The organism is Psychrobacillus sp. AK 1817, assembly GCF_008807035.1.
Taxonomy (GTDB): Bacteria; Bacillota; Bacilli; order Bacillales_A; family Planococcaceae; genus Psychrobacillus; species Psychrobacillus faecigallinarum.
On record NZ_CP031739.1, the window covers coordinates 440,485 to 465,566 of the forward strand.

General features: G+C 35.5%; 20 protein-coding genes and 2 pseudogenes. 18 read left to right on the forward strand and 4 right to left on the reverse strand.

The genetic code is table 11. The annotated features are described in order from the left end of the window. The first annotated feature begins 201 nt into the window (after nucleotides 1–201). The 8 genes and pseudogenes from D0S48_RS02270 (at nucleotide 202) to D0S48_RS02305 (ending at nucleotide 9,881) form a co-directional block, all read left to right on the forward strand. Nucleotides 202–1,494, forward strand: coding sequence for an extracellular solute-binding protein (locus tag D0S48_RS02270; RefSeq protein ID WP_151109816.1), 1,293 nt, complete (start codon nucleotides 202–204; stop codon nucleotides 1,492–1,494). Between the two features lie 132 nt (nucleotides 1,495–1,626). Beyond that, entirely contained in the window at nucleotides 1,627–2,907 is a 1,281-nt protein-coding gene (locus D0S48_RS02275) for a carbohydrate ABC transporter permease (protein ID WP_144537180.1), read from the forward strand. Nucleotide 2,908: 1 nt separating this feature from the next. Continuing rightward, nucleotides 2,909–3,751: a sugar ABC transporter permease gene (locus tag D0S48_RS02280; RefSeq protein ID WP_144536394.1), complete on the forward strand. Its 843-nt coding sequence runs from the start codon at nucleotides 2,909–2,911 to the stop codon at nucleotides 3,749–3,751. Between the two features lie 35 nt (nucleotides 3,752–3,786). Then, on the forward strand, nucleotides 3,787–5,319 hold the full coding sequence (locus D0S48_RS02285; protein WP_151113660.1) for an alpha-amylase family glycosyl hydrolase: 1,533 nt from the start codon (nucleotides 3,787–3,789) through the stop codon (nucleotides 5,317–5,319). Between the two features lie 114 nt (nucleotides 5,320–5,433). Further along, complete coding sequence (locus D0S48_RS02290; protein WP_151109818.1) at nucleotides 5,434–7,098, forward strand: glycoside hydrolase family 13 protein; 1,665 nt, start codon at nucleotides 5,434–5,436, stop codon at nucleotides 7,096–7,098. Between the two features lie 135 nt (nucleotides 7,099–7,233). Beyond that, entirely contained in the window at nucleotides 7,234–8,277 is a 1,044-nt protein-coding gene (locus tag D0S48_RS02295; RefSeq protein WP_144536399.1) for a LacI family DNA-binding transcriptional regulator, read from the forward strand. A 143-nt stretch (nucleotides 8,278–8,420) separates the two neighbouring features. Then, nucleotides 8,421–8,963, forward strand: coding sequence for a GNAT family N-acetyltransferase (locus D0S48_RS02300; protein ID WP_151109820.1), 543 nt, complete (start codon nucleotides 8,421–8,423; stop codon nucleotides 8,961–8,963). Between the two features lie 103 nt (nucleotides 8,964–9,066). Then, nucleotides 9,067–9,881, forward strand: a pseudogene (locus D0S48_RS02305) (ZIP family metal transporter). A gap of 144 nt (nucleotides 9,882–10,025) precedes the next feature. Here the strand turns inward: D0S48_RS02305 and D0S48_RS02310 are convergent. Beyond that, nucleotides 10,026–11,696 carry a ribonuclease J gene (locus D0S48_RS02310; RefSeq protein WP_144536403.1) on the reverse strand — a complete coding sequence of 557 codons (1,671 nt, stop codon included), beginning with the start codon at nucleotides 11,694–11,696 and terminating at the stop codon, nucleotides 10,026–10,028. A 223-nt stretch (nucleotides 11,697–11,919) separates the two neighbouring features. On the opposite strand from D0S48_RS02310, the gene D0S48_RS02315 reads away from it, so the two are divergent. The 8 genes and pseudogenes from D0S48_RS02315 to D0S48_RS02350 all read left to right on the forward strand — a co-directional run bounded on the left by D0S48_RS02315 (nucleotide 11,920) and on the right by D0S48_RS02350 (nucleotide 19,011). Then, nucleotides 11,920–12,213 (forward strand): PadR family transcriptional regulator, encoded by a 294-nt coding sequence (locus D0S48_RS02315; RefSeq protein WP_151113662.1) that lies wholly within the window; start codon nucleotides 11,920–11,922, stop codon nucleotides 12,211–12,213. After that, nucleotides 12,210–13,280, forward strand: a complete 1,071-nt coding sequence (locus tag D0S48_RS02320; protein ID WP_151109822.1) for a DUF2812 domain-containing protein — start codon at nucleotides 12,210–12,212, stop codon at nucleotides 13,278–13,280. The genes D0S48_RS02315 and D0S48_RS02320 overlap by 4 nt, the downstream gene beginning before the upstream one ends. 382 nt (nucleotides 13,281–13,662) lie before the next feature. Further along, nucleotides 13,663–14,718, forward strand: a complete 1,056-nt coding sequence (gene rsgA, locus D0S48_RS02325; RefSeq protein WP_151109824.1) for a ribosome small subunit-dependent GTPase A — start codon at nucleotides 13,663–13,665, stop codon at nucleotides 14,716–14,718. Between the two features lie 36 nt (nucleotides 14,719–14,754). Next, a complete protein-coding gene (locus D0S48_RS02330; protein ID WP_151109826.1) occupies nucleotides 14,755–15,738 on the forward strand; it encodes a phosphotransferase enzyme family protein in 984 nt (327 codons plus the stop codon). A 260-nt stretch (nucleotides 15,739–15,998) separates the two neighbouring features. Continuing rightward, nucleotides 15,999–16,178, forward strand: a complete 180-nt coding sequence (locus D0S48_RS02335; RefSeq protein ID WP_144536412.1) for a hypothetical protein — start codon at nucleotides 15,999–16,001, stop codon at nucleotides 16,176–16,178. A gap of 86 nt (nucleotides 16,179–16,264) precedes the next feature. Next, nucleotides 16,265–17,395, forward strand: a complete 1,131-nt coding sequence (locus D0S48_RS02340) for a serine hydrolase domain-containing protein (protein WP_151109829.1) — start codon at nucleotides 16,265–16,267, stop codon at nucleotides 17,393–17,395. Between the two features lie 80 nt (nucleotides 17,396–17,475). Next, the gene (locus tag D0S48_RS02345) at nucleotides 17,476–18,168 is read left to right on the forward strand and encodes an AIM24 family protein (protein ID WP_151109831.1); all 693 of its coding nucleotides are present in this window, start codon (nucleotides 17,476–17,478) and stop codon (nucleotides 18,166–18,168) included. A gap of 372 nt (nucleotides 18,169–18,540) precedes the next feature. Continuing rightward, nucleotides 18,541–19,011 (forward strand): annotated as a pseudogene (locus D0S48_RS02350) (DinB family protein). Between the two features lie 167 nt (nucleotides 19,012–19,178). Here D0S48_RS02350 and D0S48_RS02355 read toward each other — a convergent pair. Then, complete coding sequence (locus tag D0S48_RS02355; RefSeq protein ID WP_151109833.1) at nucleotides 19,179–19,688, reverse strand: DUF6944 family repetitive protein; 510 nt, start codon at nucleotides 19,686–19,688, stop codon at nucleotides 19,179–19,181. 205 nt (nucleotides 19,689–19,893) lie between these two features. On the opposite strand from D0S48_RS02355, the gene D0S48_RS02360 reads away from it, so the two are divergent. Together D0S48_RS02360 and D0S48_RS02365 are read left to right on the forward strand one after the other, a co-directional pair. Then, nucleotides 19,894–20,418 (forward strand): SMI1/KNR4 family protein, encoded by a 525-nt coding sequence (locus D0S48_RS02360; protein ID WP_151109835.1) that lies wholly within the window; start codon nucleotides 19,894–19,896, stop codon nucleotides 20,416–20,418. Between the two features lie 143 nt (nucleotides 20,419–20,561). After that, nucleotides 20,562–21,794, forward strand: a complete 1,233-nt coding sequence (locus D0S48_RS02365) for an SH3 domain-containing protein (RefSeq protein WP_151109837.1) — start codon at nucleotides 20,562–20,564, stop codon at nucleotides 21,792–21,794. 608 nt (nucleotides 21,795–22,402) lie between these two features. On the opposite strand, the gene D0S48_RS02370 is transcribed toward D0S48_RS02365, so the two are convergent. Next, complete coding sequence (locus D0S48_RS02370; RefSeq protein WP_151109839.1) at nucleotides 22,403–22,888, reverse strand: tetratricopeptide repeat protein; 486 nt, start codon at nucleotides 22,886–22,888, stop codon at nucleotides 22,403–22,405. A 901-nt stretch (nucleotides 22,889–23,789) separates the two neighbouring features. Continuing rightward, entirely contained in the window at nucleotides 23,790–24,980 is a 1,191-nt protein-coding gene (gene ccsB, locus D0S48_RS02375; RefSeq protein WP_151109841.1) for a c-type cytochrome biogenesis protein CcsB, read from the reverse strand. Between the last annotated feature and the right edge of the window lie 102 nt (nucleotides 24,981–25,082).

Genomic DNA, 25,082 nt, shown 5'->3' on the forward strand with positions numbered 1-25,082 from the left:
CCATAAGTTGTGCAATCGCTTTCATAAAATTTAGTTGAAATAATATTTTTCTATTTAACTTACATACCATGCAATAACAGGAATAAATAGAAAATTATTTTCATAGATAAATTTTATGTTAGCGTTTTCATTAAATTTATTGTGCAAACGGTTGTACAACTTTGGTAAAAAAGAGAGACACAAATTGGGAGGGTTAAAGAAATGAAAAAGTCACTATCATTCTTATCTATTTTGGTTCTACTGATGGCTATTTTAGCAGCATGTGGACCAGATAGAGAAACTAACACGGGCACGTCTACTTCAAACAATAATGAAAATGCTGGTAGCTCGGATGAACCTGCTAAACCAGAAAAGCTAATTGTATGGGAAGATACAGATAAATCTGTAGCCTTAAAACCTGCAATAGAGTCTTTTGAAAAAGAATATGGTATTAAAGTAGAATTCAAAGAATTAGGTATGGCTGATAAAATGCGTGATCAGCTTCGTATGGACGGTCCATCTGGAACTGGTGCAGACGTAGTTACTTTACCTCATGACCAAATCGGCCAGGTAGTAACAGAAGGTCTTATACAAGAAATTGAAGTAAGTGATGAAGTTCTATCAATCTTCAGTGATTCTTCTGTAAATGCACAAAAATACGATGGCAAGCTTTATGGGCTTCCTAAAGCGACTGAGACACCAGTATTCATCTATAACAAGGCATTAATGTCTGAAGCACCGGAAACTATGGATGAGGTATATGAGTTTTCAAAAGGTTTTACAGATGGCAAACAATTTGGATTTATCGCAACTTGGGATGATTTCTATTTTGCACATGGGGTAATTGCTGGTATGGGCGGATACGTTTTCAAGGAAAATGATGGCGCTCTTGACAGAGACGATATCGGTTTAAATAACGAGGGAGCAATTGAAGGAGCTTCTTACATTCAAAAATGGTATTCAGAAGGATTATTCCCTAAAGGAATTATTGGGGAAAGTGGTGGTTCTACTAGAGACGGTCTATTCAACGAAGGAAAAATTGCTTCAGTTATGAATGGTCCATGGTCTTTCCAAAGCATGAAGGATGCTGGAATAGATATCGGTATTTCAGCAATGCCAAAGCTTCCGAATGGTGAACCAATGAAAACGTTCATGGGAGTTAAAGGATGGCATGTAACTGCTTTTACAGAACATAAATACTGGTCTACTAAATTAGTCGAGTGGTTAACAAACGAAGAAAATGCAAAAATTCGTTTTGAAACTACACAAGAAATTCCACCAGTTAAAACACTAGTAGAAGATCCAATCATTGCAGATAACGAAGGAGCTAAAGCTGTAGCACTTCAATCTCAATATGCAGTTCCAATGCCAAACATTCCAGAAATGGCTGAAGTATGGAGTCCGGCTGCTTCTGCATTGCAAACTATTGCAACTGGAAAAGCTGAGCCTAAGGCCGCAATGGATGATGCAGTTAAAAACATCAAAACAAATATTGAAACAAATCACCCTAAATGATTTTAAATGATTTTTAATCGCAAAGGCATGTTTCCTACACGGGGGCATGGCTTTGCTTATATTTAAAGGATTGTGAATACAATTTTGAGAGAAAATACTCCTTTCAAAGGAAAGAAGGAGGCCGCATTAGCAATGGACAGTAATGCCACCAACAAACATAGAAAAACAGCTGGGTTATTATCGATTATTCCAGGCATTGGTCAGTTTTACAATAAACAATATGTTAAAGGAATCATTTTCTTAGTTTTAACAGCCGCATTTTTTAGTAGTTTTTATCAAACGCTTAATTGGGGCTTTTGGGGATTGTTCACACTTGGAGAAATACCAGGTCTAGACCACTCCGTATTCTTATTAGTAGATGGAGTCATAGCCTTGCTAGTAGCAGCAATCGGTTTAGGTATTTATGCATTTAACATTTACGATGCGTATAACAACGGAAAAAAAAGAGATAAAGGCTTCGAGTTAAACAGTGTAAGAGAGCAATATCATAATTTAATAGACAATGGTTTTCCTTATCTTATGATTTCCCCTGGTTTTTTACTGTTAATCTTTGTTGTAATTTTCCCTATCTTTTTCGTAATATTACTTTCTTTTACTAACTATGATTTATACCACACGCCACCGGCTAAATTAGTCGATTGGGTAGGAATACAAAACTATATTGATATTTTCAAACTAGAGTTATGGCGCTCTACTTTCTTTAGTGTTCTTGGATGGACGATTGTATGGACTTTTGGAGCAACAACAATCCAGGTAGCAATCGGTATATTCCTCGCAGTTGTGATTAACCAAAAGGATTTAAAAGGAAAAGCTGTTTTCCGTACGATTTTAATACTTCCTTGGGCAGTACCAGCATTTATCTCGATTTTGATATTCTCTGGAATGTTCAATGAATCATTCGGAGTAATAAATGATGGCATACTAAGCTTTTTTGGAATAGATCCTGTCCCATGGATGACTTCTGAAATGTGGACCCGTATCGCCTTAATAGGTATACAATCGTGGCTTGGATTTCCTTTTATATTTGCTATGACAACTGGTGTTCTACAGTCTATTCCTGATGAATTATATGAGGCAGCTAACGTGGATGGTGCTTCTATTTGGCAAAAGTTTCGAAGCATCACATTACCGATGGTACTTTATGCGACTGCTCCGATTTTAATCACGCAATATACATTTAACTTTAATAATTTCAACGTTATTTTCTTATTCAACGGCGGTGGGCCAGCATTGCCTGGGCAAAATGCTGGAGGGACAGACATTTTAATCTCATGGATTTACAAGTTAACGATGACTTCCGCTCAGTATGGTAAAGCTGCAGCCATAACGATGCTATTATCCTTAGTTGTTGTAGCCGTTGCCCTATGGCAGTTTAAACGCACAAATTCATTTAAAGAGGAGGATATGATGTGATATGAATATGAAGACTGAAAAAATCATCAGACTGACACTTTCATACTTTATTCTCCTGGTAGCTGCTGTAGTTGTTATTTATCCACTTCTTTGGGTTATTGGTTCATCACTCAATCCGGGTCAAAGCCTTTCGGGATCTACCATGTTTCCTGAAAATCCGACTTTCAAACATTACTTAGACCTGTTCGATATGGAAAACTCTAACTATGTACTATGGTATATCAACTCAATGAAAATTAGCTTGATCACAATGGCTTTAGCTGTAATTAGTGTATCTCTAACTGCATACGCCTTCTCTAGATACCGATTTGTGGGCCGTAAGAATGGATTATTAACGTTCTTAGTACTTCAAATGATCCCTAACTTTGCAGCTCTTATAGCAATTTTTGTTCTTGCACAAAGAACAGAACTTTTAGATACTCATTTAGGATTAATCCTAATTTATACAGGTGGGCAAATCCCTATGAATACATGGCTTATGAAGGGATATTTAGATACTATCCCTAAAGAGCTTGATGAATCTGCAAGGATGGACGGCGCAAGTCACCTCCGTATATTCTGGCAAATCATTATGCCATTAGCTAAGCCAATTATTGCCGTAGTTGCTTTGTTCTCCTTTATAGCACCGTTCGGAGACTTTATACTTGCCCGTGTAATGCTACGCTCCGAGGAAAAATTTACGATGGGCGTAGGACTGTATGAATTAGTATCTAAGCAATTTGGTAATGAGTTTACGACATTTGCAGCTGGTTCCGTTTTAATCGCAATTCCTATAACAATTTTGTTCTTAACTTTCCAAAAGTATTTTATCTCTGGATTGACTGCTGGTGGAACAAAAGGCTGACAATAGTTCATGGAAATTGGCGGGGGTGTGTGACTATAAAAAGGTGTTTACATTTACTAATATTGCTAGTGCTTTTAGTTAGCTTCAATCCCTATCATGCTTCTGCTAATGTAGATGCTACAATGCAGGATGAGATTGTCTATATGATTATGGTGGACAGATTTAATAATGGTGACACTTCAAATGATAAGGACGCTAACCTAGAAGATCCTTATGCCTATCATGGTGGGGATTTTAAAGGAATAATGGATAAGCTTGATTATATAAAAGAAATGGGTTTTACAGCTATTTGGCTGACGCCCATCTTCGAGAACACTCCAAAAGGGTACCATGGGTATTGGACAAAAGATTATTATAAAACTAACGAGTATTTCGGTACAATGGAAGAATTTAAAGCGTTAGTGCAAGAAGCTCATGAAAGAGACATAAAGATTATCTTAGATTTTGTTGTGAATCATGTTGGACCGAATCATGAATGGCTAAATGATCCCTCTAAGGAAGAGTGGTTTCATCCAAATCAGCCAATTTCTAATTGGAATGACCAAGCTGAAGTTGAAAACGGCTGGTTGTATGACCTCCCTGATTTAAATCAAAGCAATCCAGAAGTAGCTGCATATTTGATAGAAGCTGCAAAGTGGTGGATCAAGGAAACCGATATAGACGGTTATCGTTTAGATACAGTTAAGCATGTTCCTAAGGAATATTGGATCGATTTCTCGAGTGCTATTAAAGCTGAAAAGGAAAACTTTTATCTTATAGGTGAGGTATGGCATGATAATCCAAATGTAATTGCTGAATATGAAGAAACAGGGATTGATGGCTTTTTTGATTTTTCTCAAAATGATAGCCTTCGTACAGCTTTTGAGAAATCTAACCAATCACTTGGCTGGTTATTTTCAAACGTCGAAAGAAACGAAAAATTATTTAATCGTTCCAATTTTCTCGGCCAATTTATTGATAACCATGACATGACTAGATTTAGTAATTTGGTACTTAACCAAAAAGAAGAGCCTAAATCTCAACTCAAGAAGAGTCTTACTTATTTGTACACCGCTCCTGGTATACCGATAATTTATTATGGGACTGAAATAGCGATGGATGGCGGAAATGACCCTGACAATCGAAGAATGATGCAATTTGATAGTGAAAACAATTTAGTTGACTATATTTCCAAACTTGGGTCGTTAAGGACAGAACATCTTTCCCTTACAAGAGGAAAAATGGAGGTCCTTCACGAGGAGGAAGGAATAGCTATATATTCTAGAGTGTATGAAGAAGAAACAATTGTGGTGGCTATTAATAACACTTCAGAGCAACAAAGGGTCGTTCTAGAGGGAAAGCTGGAAAATGGAAAAAGATTAATGAGCTTGCTGTCGGACTCTGTTATTAAATCCAACGGCAACCAGTACACGATTAATATAGAAAGCGGTCAATCAGAAATATACGAGCTAACGGAGAAAGCCGACACTAACTGGTTGTTTATAGTCTTATCTTCAGCCGTATTAGGTTCATTTATATTAATTCTCACATTGGGAATTAGAGAAGTTAAAAAACGATCAGTATTTTAGTTTATGCTAACCCTCTCTGTATACCGCGGATAGCATGATGCTTTCACTCGGATAGCCGATTGGTTGTGGCTACATATACTTAAAAAAGTTCAAGCGAGAGGAGTTTTTCATTACATGAAGAGAAATTGGTGGAAAGAAGCAGTCAGCTATCAGGTATACCCTAGAAGCTTTATGGATAGTAACGGGGACGGAATAGGTGATCTGCGTGGAGTAATCTCAAAACTAGATTACTTGAAGGATTTAGGTATAGACGTAATATGGGTATCTCCATTTTACAAATCTCCAAATGCCGATAATGGTTACGATATAAGTGATTACCAAGGTATTTCAGAGCAGTATGGAGACATGAAGGATTTTGATGAGTTATTGGCAGAAACTCATGCCCGTGACATGAAACTTATTCTAGATCTTGTTATTAATCATACAAGTGACGAGCATCCTTGGTTTGTTGAATCACGTTCTTCTATAGATAACCCAAAAAGAGATTGGTATATATGGAGAGACGGTAAAGGTACTGAGCCGCCAAACAATTGGGAGAGTATTTTTTCTGGTAGTGCTTGGGAATACGATACAGCGACAGCGCAGTATTATATGCACCTTTTTGCCATTAAACAACCAGACTTAAATTGGGAAAACAAAGAAGTAAGAATAGCATTACATAAGATGGTCAATTGGTGGTTGGACAAAGGAATCGATGGTTTTCGTGTAGACGCTATCAGTCATATTAAAAAACGTGAGGGTTTTCCTGATATGCCAAATCCAGAAGGCAATCAGTACGTTTCCTCATTTGACATGCATACTAACCAACCAGGTATACAGACATTCCTAAGCGAATTAAAAGAAGAAACGTTCGCAAAATATGATATTATGACGGTCGGAGAAGCTAATGGCGTTGGTATAGACGAGGCAGACGAATGGGTTGGTGAGACAAACGGGAAGTTTGATATGATTTTTCAGTTTGAACACCTTGGACTTTGGAATAAGGATAAAAATAAGACTGTTGATGTGCTCGGACTTAAAAAAACACTAACAAAATGGCAAAAGGGACTTCACGAAAGAGGTTGGAATGCACTCTTTCTAGAAAACCATGACCAAACAAGAAGTGTTTCTAGCTGGGGAAATGACCAGGAATATTGGAATGAAAGTGCAAAAATGCTGGGTGCTTGTTATTTCTTAATGCAGGGTACACCTTTTATCTATCAGGGCCAAGAAATTGGTATGACGAATGTTCAGTTCCCTTCTATAGAAGATTATGACGATATCGGTATGCAAAATTTTTATGAGATCGAAATTGCAAAAGGTCGTCCTCATTTGGAAGTAATGGAAACCATTTGGACAAACGGAAGGGACAACTCACGAACTCCTATGCAATGGGATAATACTGAGAATGCTGGATTTACAAGTGGGACTCCTTGGATGAAGGTTAACCCGAACTTTTCTAGTATTAATGTTCAGGCCCAACTTAAGGATGAGAATTCCATCTATCACTTCTTTAAAAATATGATTAAACTTCGCAAGGAAAATGAAGTTTTTGTATATGGCTCTTATGATCTATTATTAGAAAATGACCCAGATGTATATATCTATAAACGTTGTCTGAATGAAAAGACAGCAGTTGTCCTATGCAACTTCCGTAACAAAACGGTAGAAGTTAATCTACACGAGTTGGAGCAAAAGGATTACCATCTTATGTTAAGCAATTATAAAAAAACACCTGATTCACTAACAGAGAAAGTGATATTAAAGCCATACGAAACGAGAATATATTTGTCAAAGTAAGAAAGCTCTGATGAATAGATACAGTCACTAACAATTGGTCATATGACTTAATTGGGCTAGTTAATAATAACACTTATCTATATAATTATATTTTACAGAAACATTATGAAAACAGAAAAAGAGTGGTGATATCCTGTGGCAATTACGATTAAAGATGTAGCAAAATTAGCAAATGTCGCTCCCTCAACCGTCTCTCGGGTAATTGCCAATAATCCCCGGATTAGTGAGAAGACAAAGAAGTGTGTTAGAGAAGCAATGGAGCAGCTAGGATATCATCCTAATTTTATTGCACGTAGTCTTGCTAGCCAATCGACAAAGGTAATCGGTCTAGTATTGCCTCCATCGACTGGTGCATTCTTTCAAAACCCATTCTTTGCTGAGGTTATGCACGGATTAAGTGAAGGAGTGCATGAAAAGCATTATGCACTTCAGATGACTACTGGAACGACTGAGGAAGAACTATTCAATGGTGTAGTGCAGATGGTTCAGGGGGGTAGAGTGGATGGAATTATACTCCTTTACTCTCGAATAAATGACGATATCTTAAACTATTTGAGATCTAGAAACTTTCCATTTGTAATGATTGGGAAGCCTTATGAGCATGTGGCAAAAATCACTCATGTAGATAATGATAACTTCCTAGCAGCGAAAGAGGCAACAGAGTACCTTATCGGTCTTGGACATGAGAATATCGGCTTTATCGGGGGCAGTCCTAACCTCACAGTAACTTTGGACAGACTCCATGGCTATAAGGCAGCTCTGCAAGAAAATGATATATCTTTGCAAGAAGATTATATTATACATTCTGAACAATTTCTAAGAGAGGGTGGCCAGAAAGCAGTAAGTAAACTTTTCTCGGGTACCATTTCTCCTACAGCGTTAATCGTTACAGATGACTTGATAGCGCTAGGAGTTGTAAACTCTCTTACAGAAATGGCAATTGACATTCCGAGTCAGGTTTCCATTATAAGCTTCAATAATGCTTTGTTTGCGGAAATGTCTCGTCCACCTCTAACATCCATTAATATCAACATAGTTGAATTAGGATATCAGGCAGCCAGAAGCCTGATTCAGGTGTTGGAGAATGAAAATGAACCAGTAAAGCGTATTATCATTCCGCATCAACTAGTAGTTCGTAACTCATGTGCAGTGTCACAAAAAAACGTTTTCGAAAGATAGTAGTCCATTTTAAAAAGTAAAATGGTTATCCGAATAATTTGGATAACCATTTTTATGTTTGATAATATTATTATGTAAACAAATAAAATATTTCCATTATTGTAAAGTTAATTTATAATGCTCTATAAGGAGGGAGATATACTATGTTTACATTTAATATTGACGAAAAAACTAAACTAAAAATGCTAGATTTACGGGACTCGGAACAAGTGTTCGAATTGACTATCATGTCCAAGGATACATTAAAGGAATGGTTACCTTTTATTGATTTTACAAAAACTGTTTCTGACACGGAGAATTTCATCAAATCTACTATGAAACAGTTTAGTGAAAATAATGGAATCCAAGCAGGGATTTGGTATGAAGACAATCTTGCTGGTATAATTGGTTTTCATAAAATTGACTGGAACAACAAATCTACGAGCATTGGATATTGGTTGGGCGATGCCTTTGTTGGCTATGGTCTAATGACTAAATCAGTAAAGGCATTTGTAGATTATGCATTAATCGATTTAGGATTAAATCGTGTAGAAATCCGAGCTGCGGTTGAGAATAAGAAAAGCAGAGCAATTCCTGAAAGACTTGGGTTTACCCATGAGGGAACTATTCGTCAATCAGAGTGGCTATACGACCATTATGTCGATCATGAGGTCTACGGCATGCTAGCAGCCGATTGGAAGAAATAATGATTTAAATAACCAGGTTGGTACCGTTTAATTTCTTTATTATTAAATTCTCTACAAAATCATATAGTGATAATAAAAGAAGACAAAGAAGGGACAGGAAATGATGATTGCGTACATATCCACGCTTAGCCCAGTTATGCAGGCATTATTAGCAACTTTGTTTACTTGGGGAATGACAGCGCTAGGCGCCTCCCTAGTGTTTACAACAAAGACAGTAAACCAAAAATTAATGGATGGTATGCTTGGCTCTGCTGGAGGAATAATGATTGCAGCAAGCTTTTGGTCGCTTCTTTCCCCTGCTATAGAGATGTCAAAAGAAGGCCCTTTTCCAGTTTGGTTTCCAGCAGCTGCTGGATTCCTCTTGGGTGGATTTTTCCTTTGGATCGCAGATAAAATCATCCCCCATATGCACCCTTCCTCTCACACCAATCAAACCGAAGGGATTAATCCGAAGGGGAAAAGAAGAAGTACACTGCTTGTCTTTGCAATCACTTTACATAATATTCCGGAAGGCCTAGCTGTCGGTGTCGCTTTTGGAGCAGTTGCAGCTGGTCTCGATTCAGCGTCTTTAACTGCAGCTGTAGCTCTAGCAATCGGAATTGGTATTCAGAACCTTCCTGAGGGTGCAGCGGTTGCAATGCCTCTAAGAAGAGAGGGATGTCTCGTAGAAAGAGCTTCTTTTATGGACAATTCTCTGGAATGGTAGAACCAATTGCTGCAATTATCGGTGTCTTAGCAGTGTCCTTTATGTCTCCAATCTTACCTTTTGCTCTTGCATTCGCAGCTGGTGCTATGATTTTTGTTGTAGTGGAGGAGGTAATTCCTGGTTCACAGGAATACGGAAACGGAGATTTGGCAACTGTTTGCTTGATGATTGGATTTACAATTATGATGATTCTAGATGTAGCTTTTGGATGATGCCAAATAGGGTGAACGGTCATAATTTTTTTTATCCGGTCATAAAAGATCTCTGAACGGTTATAAATCTTGCCTATCCGGTCATAAAAAATTCTATCCGATAAAAAATCAACGCATCCTTTTTACTAGGATGCGTTGATTAGTTTAAATTTCAATAATAATAGGCAAAATCATCGGTTTTTTCTTTGTTCGTTTGTAAATCAAGTTTTCTACGGAGTTTTTAATATTCTTTTTGAGGGTACGTTGGTTTTTATTGTTATCCCATTTTTCTACAGTAGTGCGTACATTTTGATTGATAGAGTTAATAAGCTCTTCTGAATCTGGTCCATATACAAAGCCTCTTGTAAGAGTATCTGGACCATTCCATATTTTCTTCAGCCCTTTTTGTAGGCTTACGACTATAACAATCATTCCATCTCCAGCAAGAACCCTGCGGTCACGAAGAATTATTTCTCCTACATCTCCTATACCGGAGCCGTCCACAAAAACATCACCGGCCTCTATCGAGCGAGTTTGTATGACCTCATTTTCGTTAATAATATCGACAACATCCCCATTGTTCAGTAAAAATATATTGGAACGCTTAACACCGATGGACTGAGCGAGCTCTCTGTGAATATGCAGCATGCGATATTCACCATGTATAGGGATAAAATACTTTGGCTTCATCAAGGTCAGCATGAGCTTCAGCTCTTCTTGGTAAGCATGGCCAGATACATGCATCCCTGTTGCGCTTCCTGAACCATATATTACATTCGCTCCTAGGCGCAATAGATTGTCTACAACCCTCGTAACATTCGTTTCATTTCCAGGGATAGGGCTAGAAGAAAAGATTACTGTATCTTCTGGGAGAACTTCTAATTTACGGAACCGAGAGCTGGCTAGTCGAGAAAGAGCTGCCATTGGCTCACCTTGTCCACCTGTACAAAGAATCGCCACTTCTTCTGGTGACATTGAAGGAACCTCGCTTTCCTCTAGCAACATTCCTTCTGGTATTTTTAAATATCCTCGCTGAGTCGCTACCCTAACTACATTTACCATGCTTCTTCCAAGTAAAAGAATCTTTCTGTTGTTTCTAATGCAAGTGTCAACTATTTGCTGTACCCTGTGTACGTTTGAAGCGAAAGTAGTAATGAAAATTTTGCGAGTTGCCTTTCTAAAGGTTTCATCCAAATGTTCTTCTATTAGCCTTTCCGACGGGGAAGAGCCAGGTCGCTCTGCATTCGTACTTTCTGAAAGTAGCAATAGTACTCCGTCCTGACCAATTGCTGCCATACGATGTATATCTGCAGCTTGCTTATCCACGGGAGTCCAATCAAATTTAAAGTCTCCTGTATGCACAATTGTGCCTAGTGGCGTTTGAAAGGCTATACCAAGGCAATCTGGTATGCTATGGCTCGTCCGAAAAAAAGTTGTCCGAATAGTACCCAGCCTTAAGACATTATCCTCGTCTATCATAAAAAGCTTACTATCTCGAAGAATTCCATGTTCCTTTAACTTAATTTCAATCAAGCCGAGCGTCAGATTTGTGGCATAAACGGGTACATTCAACTGTTTTAAAAAGTAAGGTATTCCACCAATATGATCCTCATGGCCGTGTGTGACAATCAAACCACGTATTCTATCCTCGTTTTCTTTCAGATAGGTGATGTCAGGAATGATTAAATCTACGCCTGGAAGACTTTCATCGGGAAACTTCCCTCCACAGTCGATTATTACAATATCATCGTGTGATTCAATAACATACATGTTTTTTCCAATTTCATTTATACCGCCAAGCGCAAACACGGAAACGGTAGAATTTTTTGTATTCAAAAAAATACCTCCCTCATAAATAAACTATTTAAAGTATGAACTTTAAAAGCTTATTTATGAGGGAAAATCATGAAAGAAATTTTTATATTGCTTAACTAGTAAATATTAGGTTAAATTTTACATGTTTTGCTTGGCAAATATGTCACGTCGTGATATAGTCGTGTTGTGACATAGTACAAGAGGGTGGAGCAGCTTGGATAAATTAATCAAGAAATACATACCAATGACGGAAACAGCTTTCTATATACTTTTTTCATTGACTGAGCCACGACATGGTTATGGAATTATCAAAAGAGTAGAAGAACTGACTAACGGCAGACTACATTTAGGATCTGGCACTATTTATGGAACGCTCACTAAAATGCAGAACGATGAAATGATTACTGTATTCTCGGACGAAAAGAGAAAAACAATTTATGAAATTACCGAGCTTGGCAAGGTTATCATTCGGAAGGAAATGGAGCGTTTAAAAGAAGTACATAGCAATATTTTGCTTTATGAGGGGGAGTTCGATTGAAACAGTTCAAATTATTTTGGAGCTATCGTATATCATCCACTGAACGTTGGCTAGAAAGGATGACTTATAAAGGCTATATACTCAAAGACATTAACAGATTCACACGGATATTTACGTTTGATAAAACTGTGCCTCCTAACAAGGTTACCTTTTCAATACAATATAATTCCGGAGCGTTATCAGAAAGCTTAAAAAGCGATGGCTGGCAGGAGCATTCAACTACCGGTAAATGGGGTATTTTAAAAAATGAAGATATAATTGTTTCTTTTTATCCCTCCCGTGAAAGCTTGTTCAAAAGGATTCGTTTGCATGCGTATTTATTTCTTATGCTGTCCATATTTTATTTATCAACTGGCCCTATTAACTTGTTAATTTTTGAAACCATAAATACTAATGACCCTAATTATGCAGCACTTATTATTCCCGTACTAGTATTCTTGGCTTTAGCAGGACTATCGACTTTTGTTTTCATTTCCTATAGAACTTTTGAGAAAAAAACTTTTAATCTTAAGGACGAAATAAAATACGATAGAAAAAAAATAAGGAAAAATCAGCCACTCCAGACTAAAATATGGTTGGATGAGATGCATCATAAGGGCTACGAGCTTGAAAGTGTATTTGCTACAATCTTTTCTTTTGTTCCCTCTAGGCACGAAAAGATTGCATATGAGGTTACATTTGAACCAAAACTTAAATCTGATTATTATTTAATTCATAAAGAAATAGGATGGAAACTAAAATATACATCTAATATGTCTCTATTAAATTACTCTATTTGGGCGATGCCTTATGACGAGGCTAATAATAAACCAGCATTCTCCTATGACGTATCAGAAAAGCGACTCCAAATAAAAAAAGCCTTTAGGATGAATATGACAATCGCTATATTCTTGTTGTTTGTATTAGCACAGTCCATGTATATGCAATGGGTTCTTGACACAGATTCTTCTACAATTAATACTGTTTTAAAGTACCTTTTAACATGTATGACTATTTTTTGGATATTATTATCTGTCAAAATCATCACTGGATATAGGAAAGAAAAAAATTTACTAAAAGAATCCTAGAAATAGGATTCTTTTTTTTTTCTTCCAAGGAATTTTGCCATTGGACAAGATAAGTTATTGATTTATCAATAATTGAAATGGTATAATTTTCTTACAATTACTGAAGGGAGTGAGATTAAGCAATGACTAATTTAATGAAGATAACCTTGGAATTATATTTATTGCATCTCACTCATGCGGACTAAGTTATTAGGCTTTTGAACTTATTAATATAGGACATGTCAAGAGAGAAAATTGACTTTTTGTAAAGAAGAACGGAATGTCTAGTCACAGGGTTATTTTATATATCCTGTGGCTTTTTTCGTGTGAGTACAAAATATATTAAATAAATATAATTCCAGTTGTTCTTCTCCAAATTTATAACTAACTGGGGGCAAAATTAATGGAACCACATTTACTAGGTTGGAATGCTAATTTTGATGAATATTTTAGACCTTATAAAATAAAAGGTCTAAGAGCTGGTAGAGTGACATGCAAAATAAAAGATAATTATCTTGTAACATTTGAAGAGAAATCAATTACAGCTAGAATAACAGGAAGGTTTAGACATAATGCTCAATTAAATAAAGATTTTCCGGCAGTTGGAGATTGGGTAGTGTACGAAATTAAAAATAGTAATCCTCATGCTTTCATTCACGCTATTTTACCGAGAGAAAACGCTTATGTAAGGAAGCTTCCTATCTCTGGTGGGAGAAAATTAAATAATGGTGTTATTGGAGGAGGAAAAACAGAAGAACAAGTAATAGCTTCAAACATTAATACAGCATTTATCGTAGTTGGCTTAGATAATAATTTTGAAATTCGACGTATAGAAAGATTTTTAACTTTGATTTATAACAGTGGAATTGAACCAGTAGTTATTTTAAACAAAGTAGACTTATGTATTAATATTGCCGAATATATAAATCAAGTGAAAGAAATAGCAGATAAAGTAACTATTCATTCTGTCAGTGCAGAAAAAAATGTAAATATGGATATTTTCTTTAAATATTTAATGTGTGGAGAGACAGTTATATTTCTTGGATCATCTGGAGTAGGAAAATCAACAATAACTAACTTCTTGGTGGGTGATGAAATACAAAAAATACAGTCTATTAGTAAATTAACGGGCAAAGGAAAGCATACAACTACAAATTGTGAACTTATTTTCCTTCAAACTGGTGGCATAATCATAGATACTCCTGGTATAAGAGAATTGCAGCTATGGGGAGATGTAGAGATACTTGACCAAAGTTTTGAGGAAATCAAACAACTGAGTTACTATTGTAAATTTAAGAATTGTCAACATCGAAAAGAACGGGGCTGTGCCATTCAAAAAGCCATAAATGATAAACGTCTAAGTCAAAGCAGAGTTAATAGTTATAAAAAGCAGTTAGCTGAATTACAAAGATTAGACACAAGGAGAAGAGATTTCAAGAAAAAATTAAACAAAAAATGATGCAATATAACTTTAAGTAAGGGGAGTTGTCAGTTTATGTTGAAATTGAAATATCTTTTTAAAAATGAGGATTTAGCAGAAATGTTGTTGAGAAATTGGGAATTTGATGAACGCTCTCTTGATATGTTCAAGTACTACAGAATATCTTCAAATGCTATTTATCCATTTCAAGCAAGGGGCAAAACTCAATTTTTAAGATTTTCTCCAAAAACGGAGAAATTCGAAGAAAATATTTTAGCAGAATTGGACTTTATTTCTTACCTTCGATCCAAAAAGTATGGAGCAGTAGAAACTGCTGTATCAAAGAATGGGAAGGAGCTCGTCAAATTACAAACTCCATGGGGCGTATACTTTGCCTCTGTATTTAAACGTGTTGCAGGTGTGCAAATCATCAAGACCGATTTAAGTGACACAGTTATTTTTAATTATGGCAAAGCTTTAGGAAAGCTCCATCAGTTATCCAGTGAGTATAAAACTTCACAATACAAACGATGGTCATATAGCGACGTATTAAATTGGATTCACAATATTCTAGTTGATTTTCCTCTCGAAAAATCTGCATTGAAGGAAACCCTGTTATTACAAGATTATTTTGACTCAATTCCTAAGACAAACAACAATTTTGGACTGATTCATTATGATTTTGAATTTGATAATGTATTCTATGATGAAGAGTATAACTCTTGTAACGTTATTGATTTTGACGATGCCATGTATCACTGGTATGTAATGGATATCGAGCAATCACTTGATAGTTTACAGGATTGTATTCTGCCTGATATTTTTCAGCAGAAAAAAGAAAGCTTTTTGGACGGATATCGTACTGAATTTGAGATATCAGAAGATATGATGTCAATAATGCCAGCTTGTAGACGATTTGCAAATTTGTATAGTTATGTGCGTATTCTACGATCTGCGGAAGAAAAGTGGGACCAGGAACCGGAATGGTTAGCAGGTTTAAGAAAGAAATTAACAGAAGCTATGAAGAATAAATCATTGTGTTTTGGAATGGAAATATAATATTAGCCTTTTTATAGACCGACCATCGTCACATCCTCTAAACGAGGGACGGACTAATAAATCAACAAGTTATATTTGACTAAAAAGCCTGATTTCCTTCTATTTTATAGAGAAACAGGCTTTTATACTTGATATTAACTTAAAGTAAATCCACATTTTACTGATGTCATTTTCATTAACCTTAAAATTCGAAACTTTCTCAATATTTTTCCGTATGTGTATTAAGTGAACATACTATATCTGAAGAAGGAGAGGATGTTATGCATTGGATTATGTGGATTTTTTGGGGTTTCTTTGCTGCTATCATAATAGGTGCCTATCTCGTAGATCGGTTAAGTAGTAGGAATTATAACTTAACGCATAAGAAGACAATGAATCAAGTAGCCGCTCAAGCCAACTCAGACAGAGAGGTAGATCGTTACAACAACCAATTGTTCTAACTATATAAAAATGCAGCATAGGGTGTGGCATTAACCAAAAAGGAGCACTTTAATTAGAAAATTTAGCAATATGTAGGGAGCAAATAATGAAAACAATTGATAAAAAGATAGAAGAAATAAACAGTTTAATAAATGGAGTCATAGAAGAACAAGGAGTCGGGATTACTGTCTCTATAGTTAAAAAAGATGAACTAATTTTTGCAAAAGGATACGGTTACGCTCAGTTGGAGCCTACTACGAGCCTAATTGATGAAAATACAATCATGAGTATTCAAAGTGTAACAAAAAACTTTGTAGCAGTCTGCATTATGAAGCTTGTTGAAAAGGGCAGCATCCAACTCGATACACCAATCATTAAGTATTTGCCTTATTTCAGAACAAAAGATAAATACTTAAGCGATCAAATAACTGTAAAACATGTTTTAAGCCATACAACAGGCTTTCCAGCTGATTTAGGTATAGCCAATTTAGTTGCTCCAAATGTTAAAGAAATCTATTCAGACACACCTACTGAATGGGATGAGGCTTTAGCCTATTATAGGTTAGTAGAAGATGAATTAACTAGTATCCATACTAGAGAGGATATCACTAGGTGGTTTCGAAAAGTTAAGCTAGAATCACCCCCTGGACATGATTGGAACTATTGTACAGATGCATATGTTATTTTGGGAGATTTAATCGAGAAGGTTACCGGAGAAAGCTGGGAGACTTTCCTTCAAAATCAGTTCTTAACACCACTACAAATGACGCGAACTACTACAGATACAAATATCATTCTGACTGACAATAATTACGCAAAATATTATTTAGGTACCGACAAGGTTGAAACCCCTTATCCAACGAATTCTTTGGCTGCTCCAATAGGCTTTCTTTACTCTACAGCAACAGATTTGGCCAAGTATATGTCCTTTCATTTGAACTACAGTTCAAGTGAACAGCTTGAAAATACTCTCAAAAAGCAAATGCAAAATCCTGTATGTCGAGTGTCAGAAGAGTGGGATAATGAAACTAATACATGTTTTTATGGATTAGGCTGGTTTATCGAGGACTATAAGGGAAAAACCATCATCGAGCACGGCGGGGGACAGATGGCTGTAAGGGCATTAATCTCATTAATTCCAGAGGAAAACATTGGGGTAGCTGTTCTATTGAATTTTGATAGCACCGTCCATCGTTATATTAGCAGTAAAATCATAGATATTTTGCTAGATTTATAGATAAGAAAACCAATTTAAGGATGATTTTAAACATAGTTCTATTCATCATCGTATATCATAAGAGGAAGGGGTGTTTGTTGATGAATCGATACTCAGTAGCTGAATTTATACGCAAAACGGAGCAGGAGGATAAAGGAGAAGGCTTTTTCGAACTAGAAACAGAGCGCTTATTGGAGGTTAACCTGGAGGGGCTTGTTTGGGCTAAAGCAGGTGCCATGGTCGCTTATCACGGAAAAATTAAATTTGAGCGTGAGGGCGTTTTAGAGCATGGTGTGGGCGCAATGTTTAAAAAGGCTTTGACTGGTGAAGGTGCCTCACTAATGAAGGCAAATGGCCACGGTAAATTATATCTAGCTGACAGTGGAAAGAAAATCATTATTCTTCATCTTCAAAATGAAGCGATTTATGTAAATGGGAACGATTTGCTTGCTTTCGAGCCGTCCATTAATCACAATATCAAAATCATGAAAAAAGTGGCAGGAATGATGTCTGGCGGGTTGTTTAATGTGAGATGTGAAGGAACTGGTTTAGTTGCTATAACTTCTCATTACGAGCCTCTCACACTGCGTGTGACACCAGGAAAGCCCATTTTCACAGACCCAAATGCTACAGTGGCTTGGTCCGGTAATCTACAGCCTGATTTCCAAACAGATATCTCCTTTAAAACCTTTGTTGGTAGAGGAAGTGGAGAATCAATACAAATGAAGTTCGAAGGAGATGGCTTTGTCATTGTCCAGCCCTATGAAGAAGTATATTTTCAGAGACAGAGTTAAATATACATTTTAAAAACAAGCAAATAAAGAAACGGAGGGTTAGCTATCAATCAACCGTATTTTTATAAAGCTAACCTCGAAAAGCTAAGTTTCACAAAACTAGACAAATATTTTTGTTCTTAAAAAGAAATGTTTAATGGTTTCAACCATAAACGTTTCTTTTTTAATGAAACCATTTGCATATTATTTCGCATTTCTTACAAGGATTAATTTTTAACTTTAAACAACTATTCATTTAACAGCTAAATAACAGGTTTGTTACTAATGCAGCAAGTAATTGAAAAAGAGGAGAATAATCTTATCAACTAGAATAATTAACTATAGATAGAGGCATTTAAATGATGATAAACATTAAGGGGGAGTATAGCAGGTATGTTTCATGCAAAAGATGTTTTGTCTGACCAACTGTTAGCCAATGCAAACGATCCCAGTTGATACGTACCATTTTCAGAATCTGTAAATGGTTTGACAGAGGAACAAGCTTTTTGGAAGGCGAGTAAAGAAAATAATAGTATTGCAGAAATTGTACAGCATTTGCTTTATTGGAATAAAACCTGGCAAATAAGGTATAAGGAATCTAGTGTTAATGCAGTTCCAGCAGTTGGAAGTAATGACAGTACGTTTACCATCTCAAAAAATAAAACATTCGATGAACTAAAGAAACAACTTATAGAAGTTCTTTTACATTGGCAAATGATATTAACAGAAGAACAACTAGAAAAAAGTGTTCAAGAATACTCGAATGCCAATTGGTGGCAAGTAGTAGGGAATGTCACCACACATAATGCATATCACATCGGTCAAATTGTTTATATTAGGAAGCTACAAAAGAGCTGGAAATAGAGTATAAAATTTAAGTAAGATATTTAATAGTTATAGAATTAACAGCTTCTTCAATAAGGATGCTATACCTAAAATAAAGACAGAGGAATACGATAATCCACTGTCTTTATTTTAAATTTCATTCACATGAGAAGATTGACTTGTATTGCCTGGAGAAATCATTCAACTCATTCATCAACCGTTAGGGCTGAAAGAACTGCTCCAACGGCTTGTATCCAACTACCGACTGTATTCATTTCTTGCGCTTTTTGACTATTTGAAGGATATTTAATTGATAATGCTTGATAAATAGTTCCAATCACTTGGAGTACATTTCCAATATTGTTTAGTGCGTCTTCTATCGACTGATTTCCAGAATAATCTATCGTGAGAACTCCACCTAGCGCTTGAAGAAAATCACCCTGTGCACTTATGAGGGAACTCGTATTTTGATCCTCGATAAAAAATGACTCGAGCGTAATGAGATTACCTATGGCCCCTAGTTGACTTCCTACTTTATCCAGATAATCCGCATCCGTGGGGATTATACCACTCCCAATTGCTTGTAGAGCATCCCCTATGATGTTCAGGTCTCTTAACATTGCGTTTGATAATACTTGTGAAGGAGTACTACCTATTGCAGATATAACTGTACCTACTGCAATAATCCAAGAGCTTATTTGTGATACATTCCACATTTAAATCATTCCAATAACAATTGATTAAACCCTCTAAATAGTATATGCAAGCCTTTTAAGTACAATTGGTCAAATGATTGATATCGTTTTCTTTCTCAATAATTTAGCCTATGAAATAAAGATCTAGATTTTATATCTGTTTTTTGTTGCTAGTACTATGTAAAATATTTATGTATGGATTTACGAAGGAGAGAGGTAGAACAGAATGAACAATGCTGCAAACCTATGGAATCAGATAATCGCAAGAGGTGAAAAATTTGAGGAAGGGTTTAAAGAGTCATTAAACCTTCAACCTGGCGTCACTGACAAAGAATTGGATTTACTCCAACAAAAGCTGGAAGTTAAGCTACCAGAAGAAGTACAGAATTTTTACAGAGTGTATAACGGACAAGTTTGGGAGCCTGGTGTGAATCCATTTGTAAGAAATTTGGTTCTTTCTCCCATCCACAAAATTATAAAGGATTGGTCGTTTTTGCAGGAAGAATATGATCCCGATGATATGCAGCCAGAAAATGAAAAAGAAATAAAGCCATTTATATGGAATTCTAAGTGGATTCCAATTGCCGACAATGGTGCTGGTGACTATCTTTGCATGGACATGGATCCAACTGAAGCTGGAACAATCGGTCAGGTTTTATACTACTGGCACGATTGGGAGGATAGATCCCTTGATGCAAATAGCTTTTTTGAATTCATCGAAATTTGTTTGCTGGAGGATTACGATAACTAAGTGTTTATTCTTTTTTAACTCTATTGAATTTAGCTAGTTTTGTAGATAGCACCACTTTATTCCAATAATAATTTCTCCATTCATATTTTATGGTAATATATACTAATAAATATAAAATATTCAATGAAATGGGGATTAAATCAATGAAACTATTAAAAATGAGTTTAGCATTCTTAGCTTGCTTAATGCTATTGGCTTGGTCCAATGGAGAAGCTTCCGCTGAGTCAGCATGGACGTCTAAATGCTCTTCATATGGGGAAATAAAGCCAAACCAAAATCCATCTTTTCAGTATATGAACTGTCTACTTACGAATGCAGCCATAGAAGCAAAAATTCCTCCTGAAGTTGTGAAGGCTGTTGCTACTAAAGAAAATGGCGGTTGGAAACAATTCGATGCAAATGGTCAGCCTGTAATCTCAACGGATCAAGGGATTGGTCTTATGCAAGTTACCAATCAACTAAGCTATGATCAAGAAAGATTGAAATACGATATCACTTATAATATTCAAGCAGGCGTCGAAATTCTTAACAGTATGTATAAACGTAATGATTTGCCTAAAATAATAGGCGGAGGACCTGAAATAATCGAGAACTGGTACTTTCCAGTCATGGCTTATAACGGTATAAAACCTGCTAACAGTCCACTATATAAGTCCAATGGATTGAAGAACATTGGTGCTTATCAAGAAAAAGTCTTTACATTTATTGAAAAGGATAGTTACTTGAATAGCACTAAATTAGCGCAGTTTCCTTTCAGTTTAGCTGATTTTGAATATGACCCTAACAGCAGTGACAATATTGCCTTTACGAAGAAGGAATATACATTAACGGATCAATTGCATACCTCTTCATATCATTTCCAAAAAGGAAGCAAGGTATTGCTAACAGCAGACAATGTAAAATTAAGATCGCAACCTAGTACTTCTTCAGTAGCAAATACTTTAGCCAAAAACACTACCTTAATTATTGAAGATAAATTCTTATACGACCAATCTCCAACGAGCATAAACCAATTTGTGTGGTACCCTGTTAAAACTGAAGATCAAAAGCTAACAGGTTATATTTCCTCTGCTTATATTAAGAAAAAGACAGATGTTCCATCTATAAAAAAAGTGATGTGGGGAAAAACAGAGCTAAAATTAGGGCAAATAGGTAAAGCTACTATTTTATCCAATACAAGCTTGGTCAAGATGGAAAGCAATGGTTCATTGACTACTGTTCGAACTTTGAAAAAAGGTGAAGAATACCGTGTTTATAACTATAAGAGCAATCATGGTGGTTTATATGGTGTAGGTGGTGGAAATTACATTCAAAAATCACCAAATGTAAAATACGAAACACCATCGAAAAGCAAGCTAGCATTACTTAAGCAATAAAAAAGTGTTCGATGTAAATAACTACCTAAAGTCATAAAGAATACTGCAAACGGCAAAATAGGAGTTGCACAAGAGTAAAATTTCAGTAATTGAACTGCTGCATAAGTATATAAAGAAATAGTAAATATTTTAATAATGTTATAAGCGTTGGAGTTTACGACAGAGTTGTTTTTCACGAACAAGTTAAGGCGAACTTAATAAGCCTGTTAGGTAATCAAAAGTTAACCGGCAGGCGAGTAAATGTATAAGTGACTTAGCATAGAGCGAATGTCTAAACTTTTGTGGCAGTCGAAATAAGAAAGAGGTGTAGGCGCACCTCTTTCCATAATTTTTAATTTTAGTTTACATAATATAAATTATACGAAGTTACGTTTCATTTGAAAAGTATACTTGAAACAGTGAGATATTTGAGAAAAATACGTAAATACATGATTTTTATAGATTATAAATTTATAGCTTTTTTGCATTTTAATCACTCATATTTTTAGTTATTACAATTCATTGTTCAGGTTAATGTCTTCCTTGTATTCAAATTAACTGTAAATTGTAATTCAGACACTATACACATCATTTATTTTGTTTTACCTTATTTATCACTTATTTCTGTTTCAATTCCAAATCTCATCCAGCTTATCTGAATAAAATTCAATTGCCTTTTTGTAGCTTTGTATATTTTCATCTATTGACGTATCTTTAATGTTTTTTAATAATAGTTCCATAGCTTTGTTATGATCATTTAAGTTGTATAATGTCATCGCTAAGAATACTTGCATAGCTCTATTATCTGGAAATCGTTCTAAACCCTGCTGCAAGGTTTTTTGGGACTTTACGTATTCTCCGAGTGTTCTATATGTACTTCCAAGCCCAATAAAAGCCCCTTCCTGATCTTTTTCAGGTAATCCTAGACTAATTGCTCTCTCATAAAATGGAACAGCCTTAAGCTCCTCTCCTTGCGCGTCAAAGCTCCAGGCACATTGATAATTAATATAAGCATTTTGAGGGAAATCTTTAACCAATTGAAGCAAAATAGTATTGGAATCTAGAAGAAGACCTTTTTTTCTCAATTTAAGTGCTTGTTCTAATAATTTTTCCATAGAAACCTCTCCCTTCCTATTTTTAATGAATTTAACCTTTTTCTATTCAATAGTTTTTTTCTCACTATTCATTATATTGTAAATATGAGTTCTATGTGTAAATCCATTGTAATTATTAGCCCTGCTTTCTATTGGTACTAGTGTTACAGAGATTTCTTTTTGTTGCGTCTATAAAAAAGTCTCCATGAATAATATACTATCCAAGCAAAGTAAATTAACAAATGTGGAATGTAATTATAATCAAGATCAATGAACAAAAAAGTTATGCTACATACAACAATCGTTGGTAATATAATATAAAACCACATTCGAACTTCTTTATTTTTAAAGCTTAAATCAAATCGATCGCTCATCTGCTCCATCCTGCCATTCTTTACTTAATATTATCCTCTTACAGATTAAAAAATTAACTGATATCACCAAGTACAAAGTTCATAACTTTTAAATATGAATAATTTCTCTTTCTCCCTTTAAGACTTCTTCTTTAGTTGAATATTGTGTATACTTCTTTTGTCTTTCCGAAATATTATCATAAAGAAACTTATGATATGAGTTATCCCAAAACTTACAATGCCTAATAAGAATCGACCGACAATTTCTCTTAGTAGCATATTAGTGATGGTTACCTACTCTCCATCTACCTGTACTACTTTTATATTAAACATTTTCTTACCAATAATATAACCACTCCAAACTATTGGTAGAATCGTTAAATACAGCGCATATATAACATCCAAAAATTTACTGTCTAAAAGTTTTTATCAATGAAACGATAATACTCAGCAGTAAAAAAGAAGGCTATCCACTAAAAATGCAATTTTTCTCCTTGGGGAACTAGCTAGGTTAAAATTATTTTCTTTAGTTGTATTCTCCATTCTCAAAATATTTAAGGTTATAGTATTTAAGCATATGAATGCAAGCCGGCGATGACTAGATTGACAAAGATTTGATTGAACATGATGGTCCCAAATCCAATGATAGCTAACCAAGCTGTTCTCTCTCCATCCCACCCTCTGTTGATGCGCAGGTGTAAAAATGCTGTGTAGAATAAGAAGGTGATTAATGCCCATACCTCCTTAGGATCCCAGCCCCAGAATCTGCTCCATGCTAAATGTGCCCAAATCATTGCGAAGAACAAACCACCTAATGCAAACAGAGGAAATCCAATAACGATAACTCGATAAGATATTTCGTCCATTAGAGTAAGGTTTACTTTTTGTGTGAGTGGCTGTAAAAGCTTTGATATACTCTTACGAGAAAATAACCGAATAAGTATGTAAAGTATGGAGCCTATAAAATAGGACCAAATTAACGTATTCAACTTTGCCGCGTCAAAAATAACTGGTACCTGTACTAGCCCGGAGAAACTCCCTTTTAATTCATCACCAGTATCATCTATTGATAGTGCATTATTAGGTGTTACGATAGCTGGTAGACTATACTGATAGGTTTCCTGATTGCCTTGTTGATTAACAAATTGGTAACTAGCGTTATAATGGACAAAGCCAAATATTGCAGTTATAGTCACAAAACCTAAAACGACTATTAATTGATATAATACAAATTCTAAAAAAAATGTACTTGCTCCTTTTTTGTTATGGTCTACTTTCTTGATCAAATAGATTAGCCCAGTTACAAATGAAAGAGATAATATTGCACTTGCAATAGCTACTGTAATCACATGTATTGTTAACCAATTGCTTTGTAAGGCAGGGATTAAAGGTGTAATCTCCTTGGAGAACATACTTCCATAAGCTATGATTAATATAGCAATTGGCATTAAGAATAATCCAATCACAACCTGTCTATAGAGGTAATAGACTAGGAAAAAGCCACCAACTAGCATCATGCCAAAGAAGGTCATAAACTCATAGAGATTACTAACAGGAGCATGACCTGAAGCAATCCATCTTAAGACAAAATAATTTAACTGAGCAACAAATCCTAATACAGTTAGACTCAACGCTAGGGTGGTTGCTGTCTTATTTTTGGAGCGGATTGCAAAGCCAAATGGTAAAATTGCAATCAAATACAAAATAAAAGCTAAATATAAAGAAGCACTACTTATTGATGTCAAAGAATCAAAAGACATATGTATCCCCCATTAACCATTTTTTTCAGACAATTCAACCTCCATTATATTATAAAAATACATAAAAACCATTATATGGTTAATAAAAGTTAGTATTTTCAA

Coding starts and splice junctions, on each gene's coding strand:
- D0S48_RS02355 (WP_151109833.1), bottom strand. CDS start 19,688: ATGTGGAATGTATCACAAATAAGCTCTTGGATTATTGCAGTAGGTACA.
- D0S48_RS02280 (WP_144536394.1), top strand. CDS start 2,909: ATGAATATGAAGACTGAAAAAATCATCAGACTGACACTTTCATACTTT.
- D0S48_RS02360 (WP_151109835.1), top strand. CDS start 19,894: ATGAACAATGCTGCAAACCTATGGAATCAGATAATCGCAAGAGGTGAA.
- D0S48_RS02340 (WP_151109829.1), top strand. CDS start 16,265: ATGAAAACAATTGATAAAAAGATAGAAGAAATAAACAGTTTAATAAAT.
- D0S48_RS02370 (WP_151109839.1), bottom strand. CDS start 22,888: ATGGAAAAATTATTAGAACAAGCACTTAAATTGAGAAAAAAAGGTCTT.
- ccsB (WP_151109841.1), bottom strand. CDS start 24,980: ATGTCTTTTGATTCTTTGACATCAATAAGTAGTGCTTCTTTATATTTA.
- D0S48_RS02365 (WP_151109837.1), top strand. CDS start 20,562: ATGAAACTATTAAAAATGAGTTTAGCATTCTTAGCTTGCTTAATGCTA.
- D0S48_RS02345 (WP_151109831.1), top strand. CDS start 17,476: ATGAATCGATACTCAGTAGCTGAATTTATACGCAAAACGGAGCAGGAG.
- D0S48_RS02275 (WP_144537180.1), top strand. CDS start 1,627: ATGGACAGTAATGCCACCAACAAACATAGAAAAACAGCTGGGTTATTA.
- D0S48_RS02330 (WP_151109826.1), top strand. CDS start 14,755: ATGTTGAAATTGAAATATCTTTTTAAAAATGAGGATTTAGCAGAAATG.
- D0S48_RS02315 (WP_151113662.1), top strand. CDS start 11,920: ATGACGGAAACAGCTTTCTATATACTTTTTTCATTGACTGAGCCACGA.
- D0S48_RS02290 (WP_151109818.1), top strand. CDS start 5,434: ATGAAGAGAAATTGGTGGAAAGAAGCAGTCAGCTATCAGGTATACCCT.
- rsgA (WP_151109824.1), top strand. CDS start 13,663: ATGGAACCACATTTACTAGGTTGGAATGCTAATTTTGATGAATATTTT.
- D0S48_RS02300 (WP_151109820.1), top strand. CDS start 8,421: ATGTTTACATTTAATATTGACGAAAAAACTAAACTAAAAATGCTAGAT.
- D0S48_RS02270 (WP_151109816.1), top strand. CDS start 202: ATGAAAAAGTCACTATCATTCTTATCTATTTTGGTTCTACTGATGGCT.
- D0S48_RS02335 (WP_144536412.1), top strand. CDS start 15,999: ATGCATTGGATTATGTGGATTTTTTGGGGTTTCTTTGCTGCTATCATA.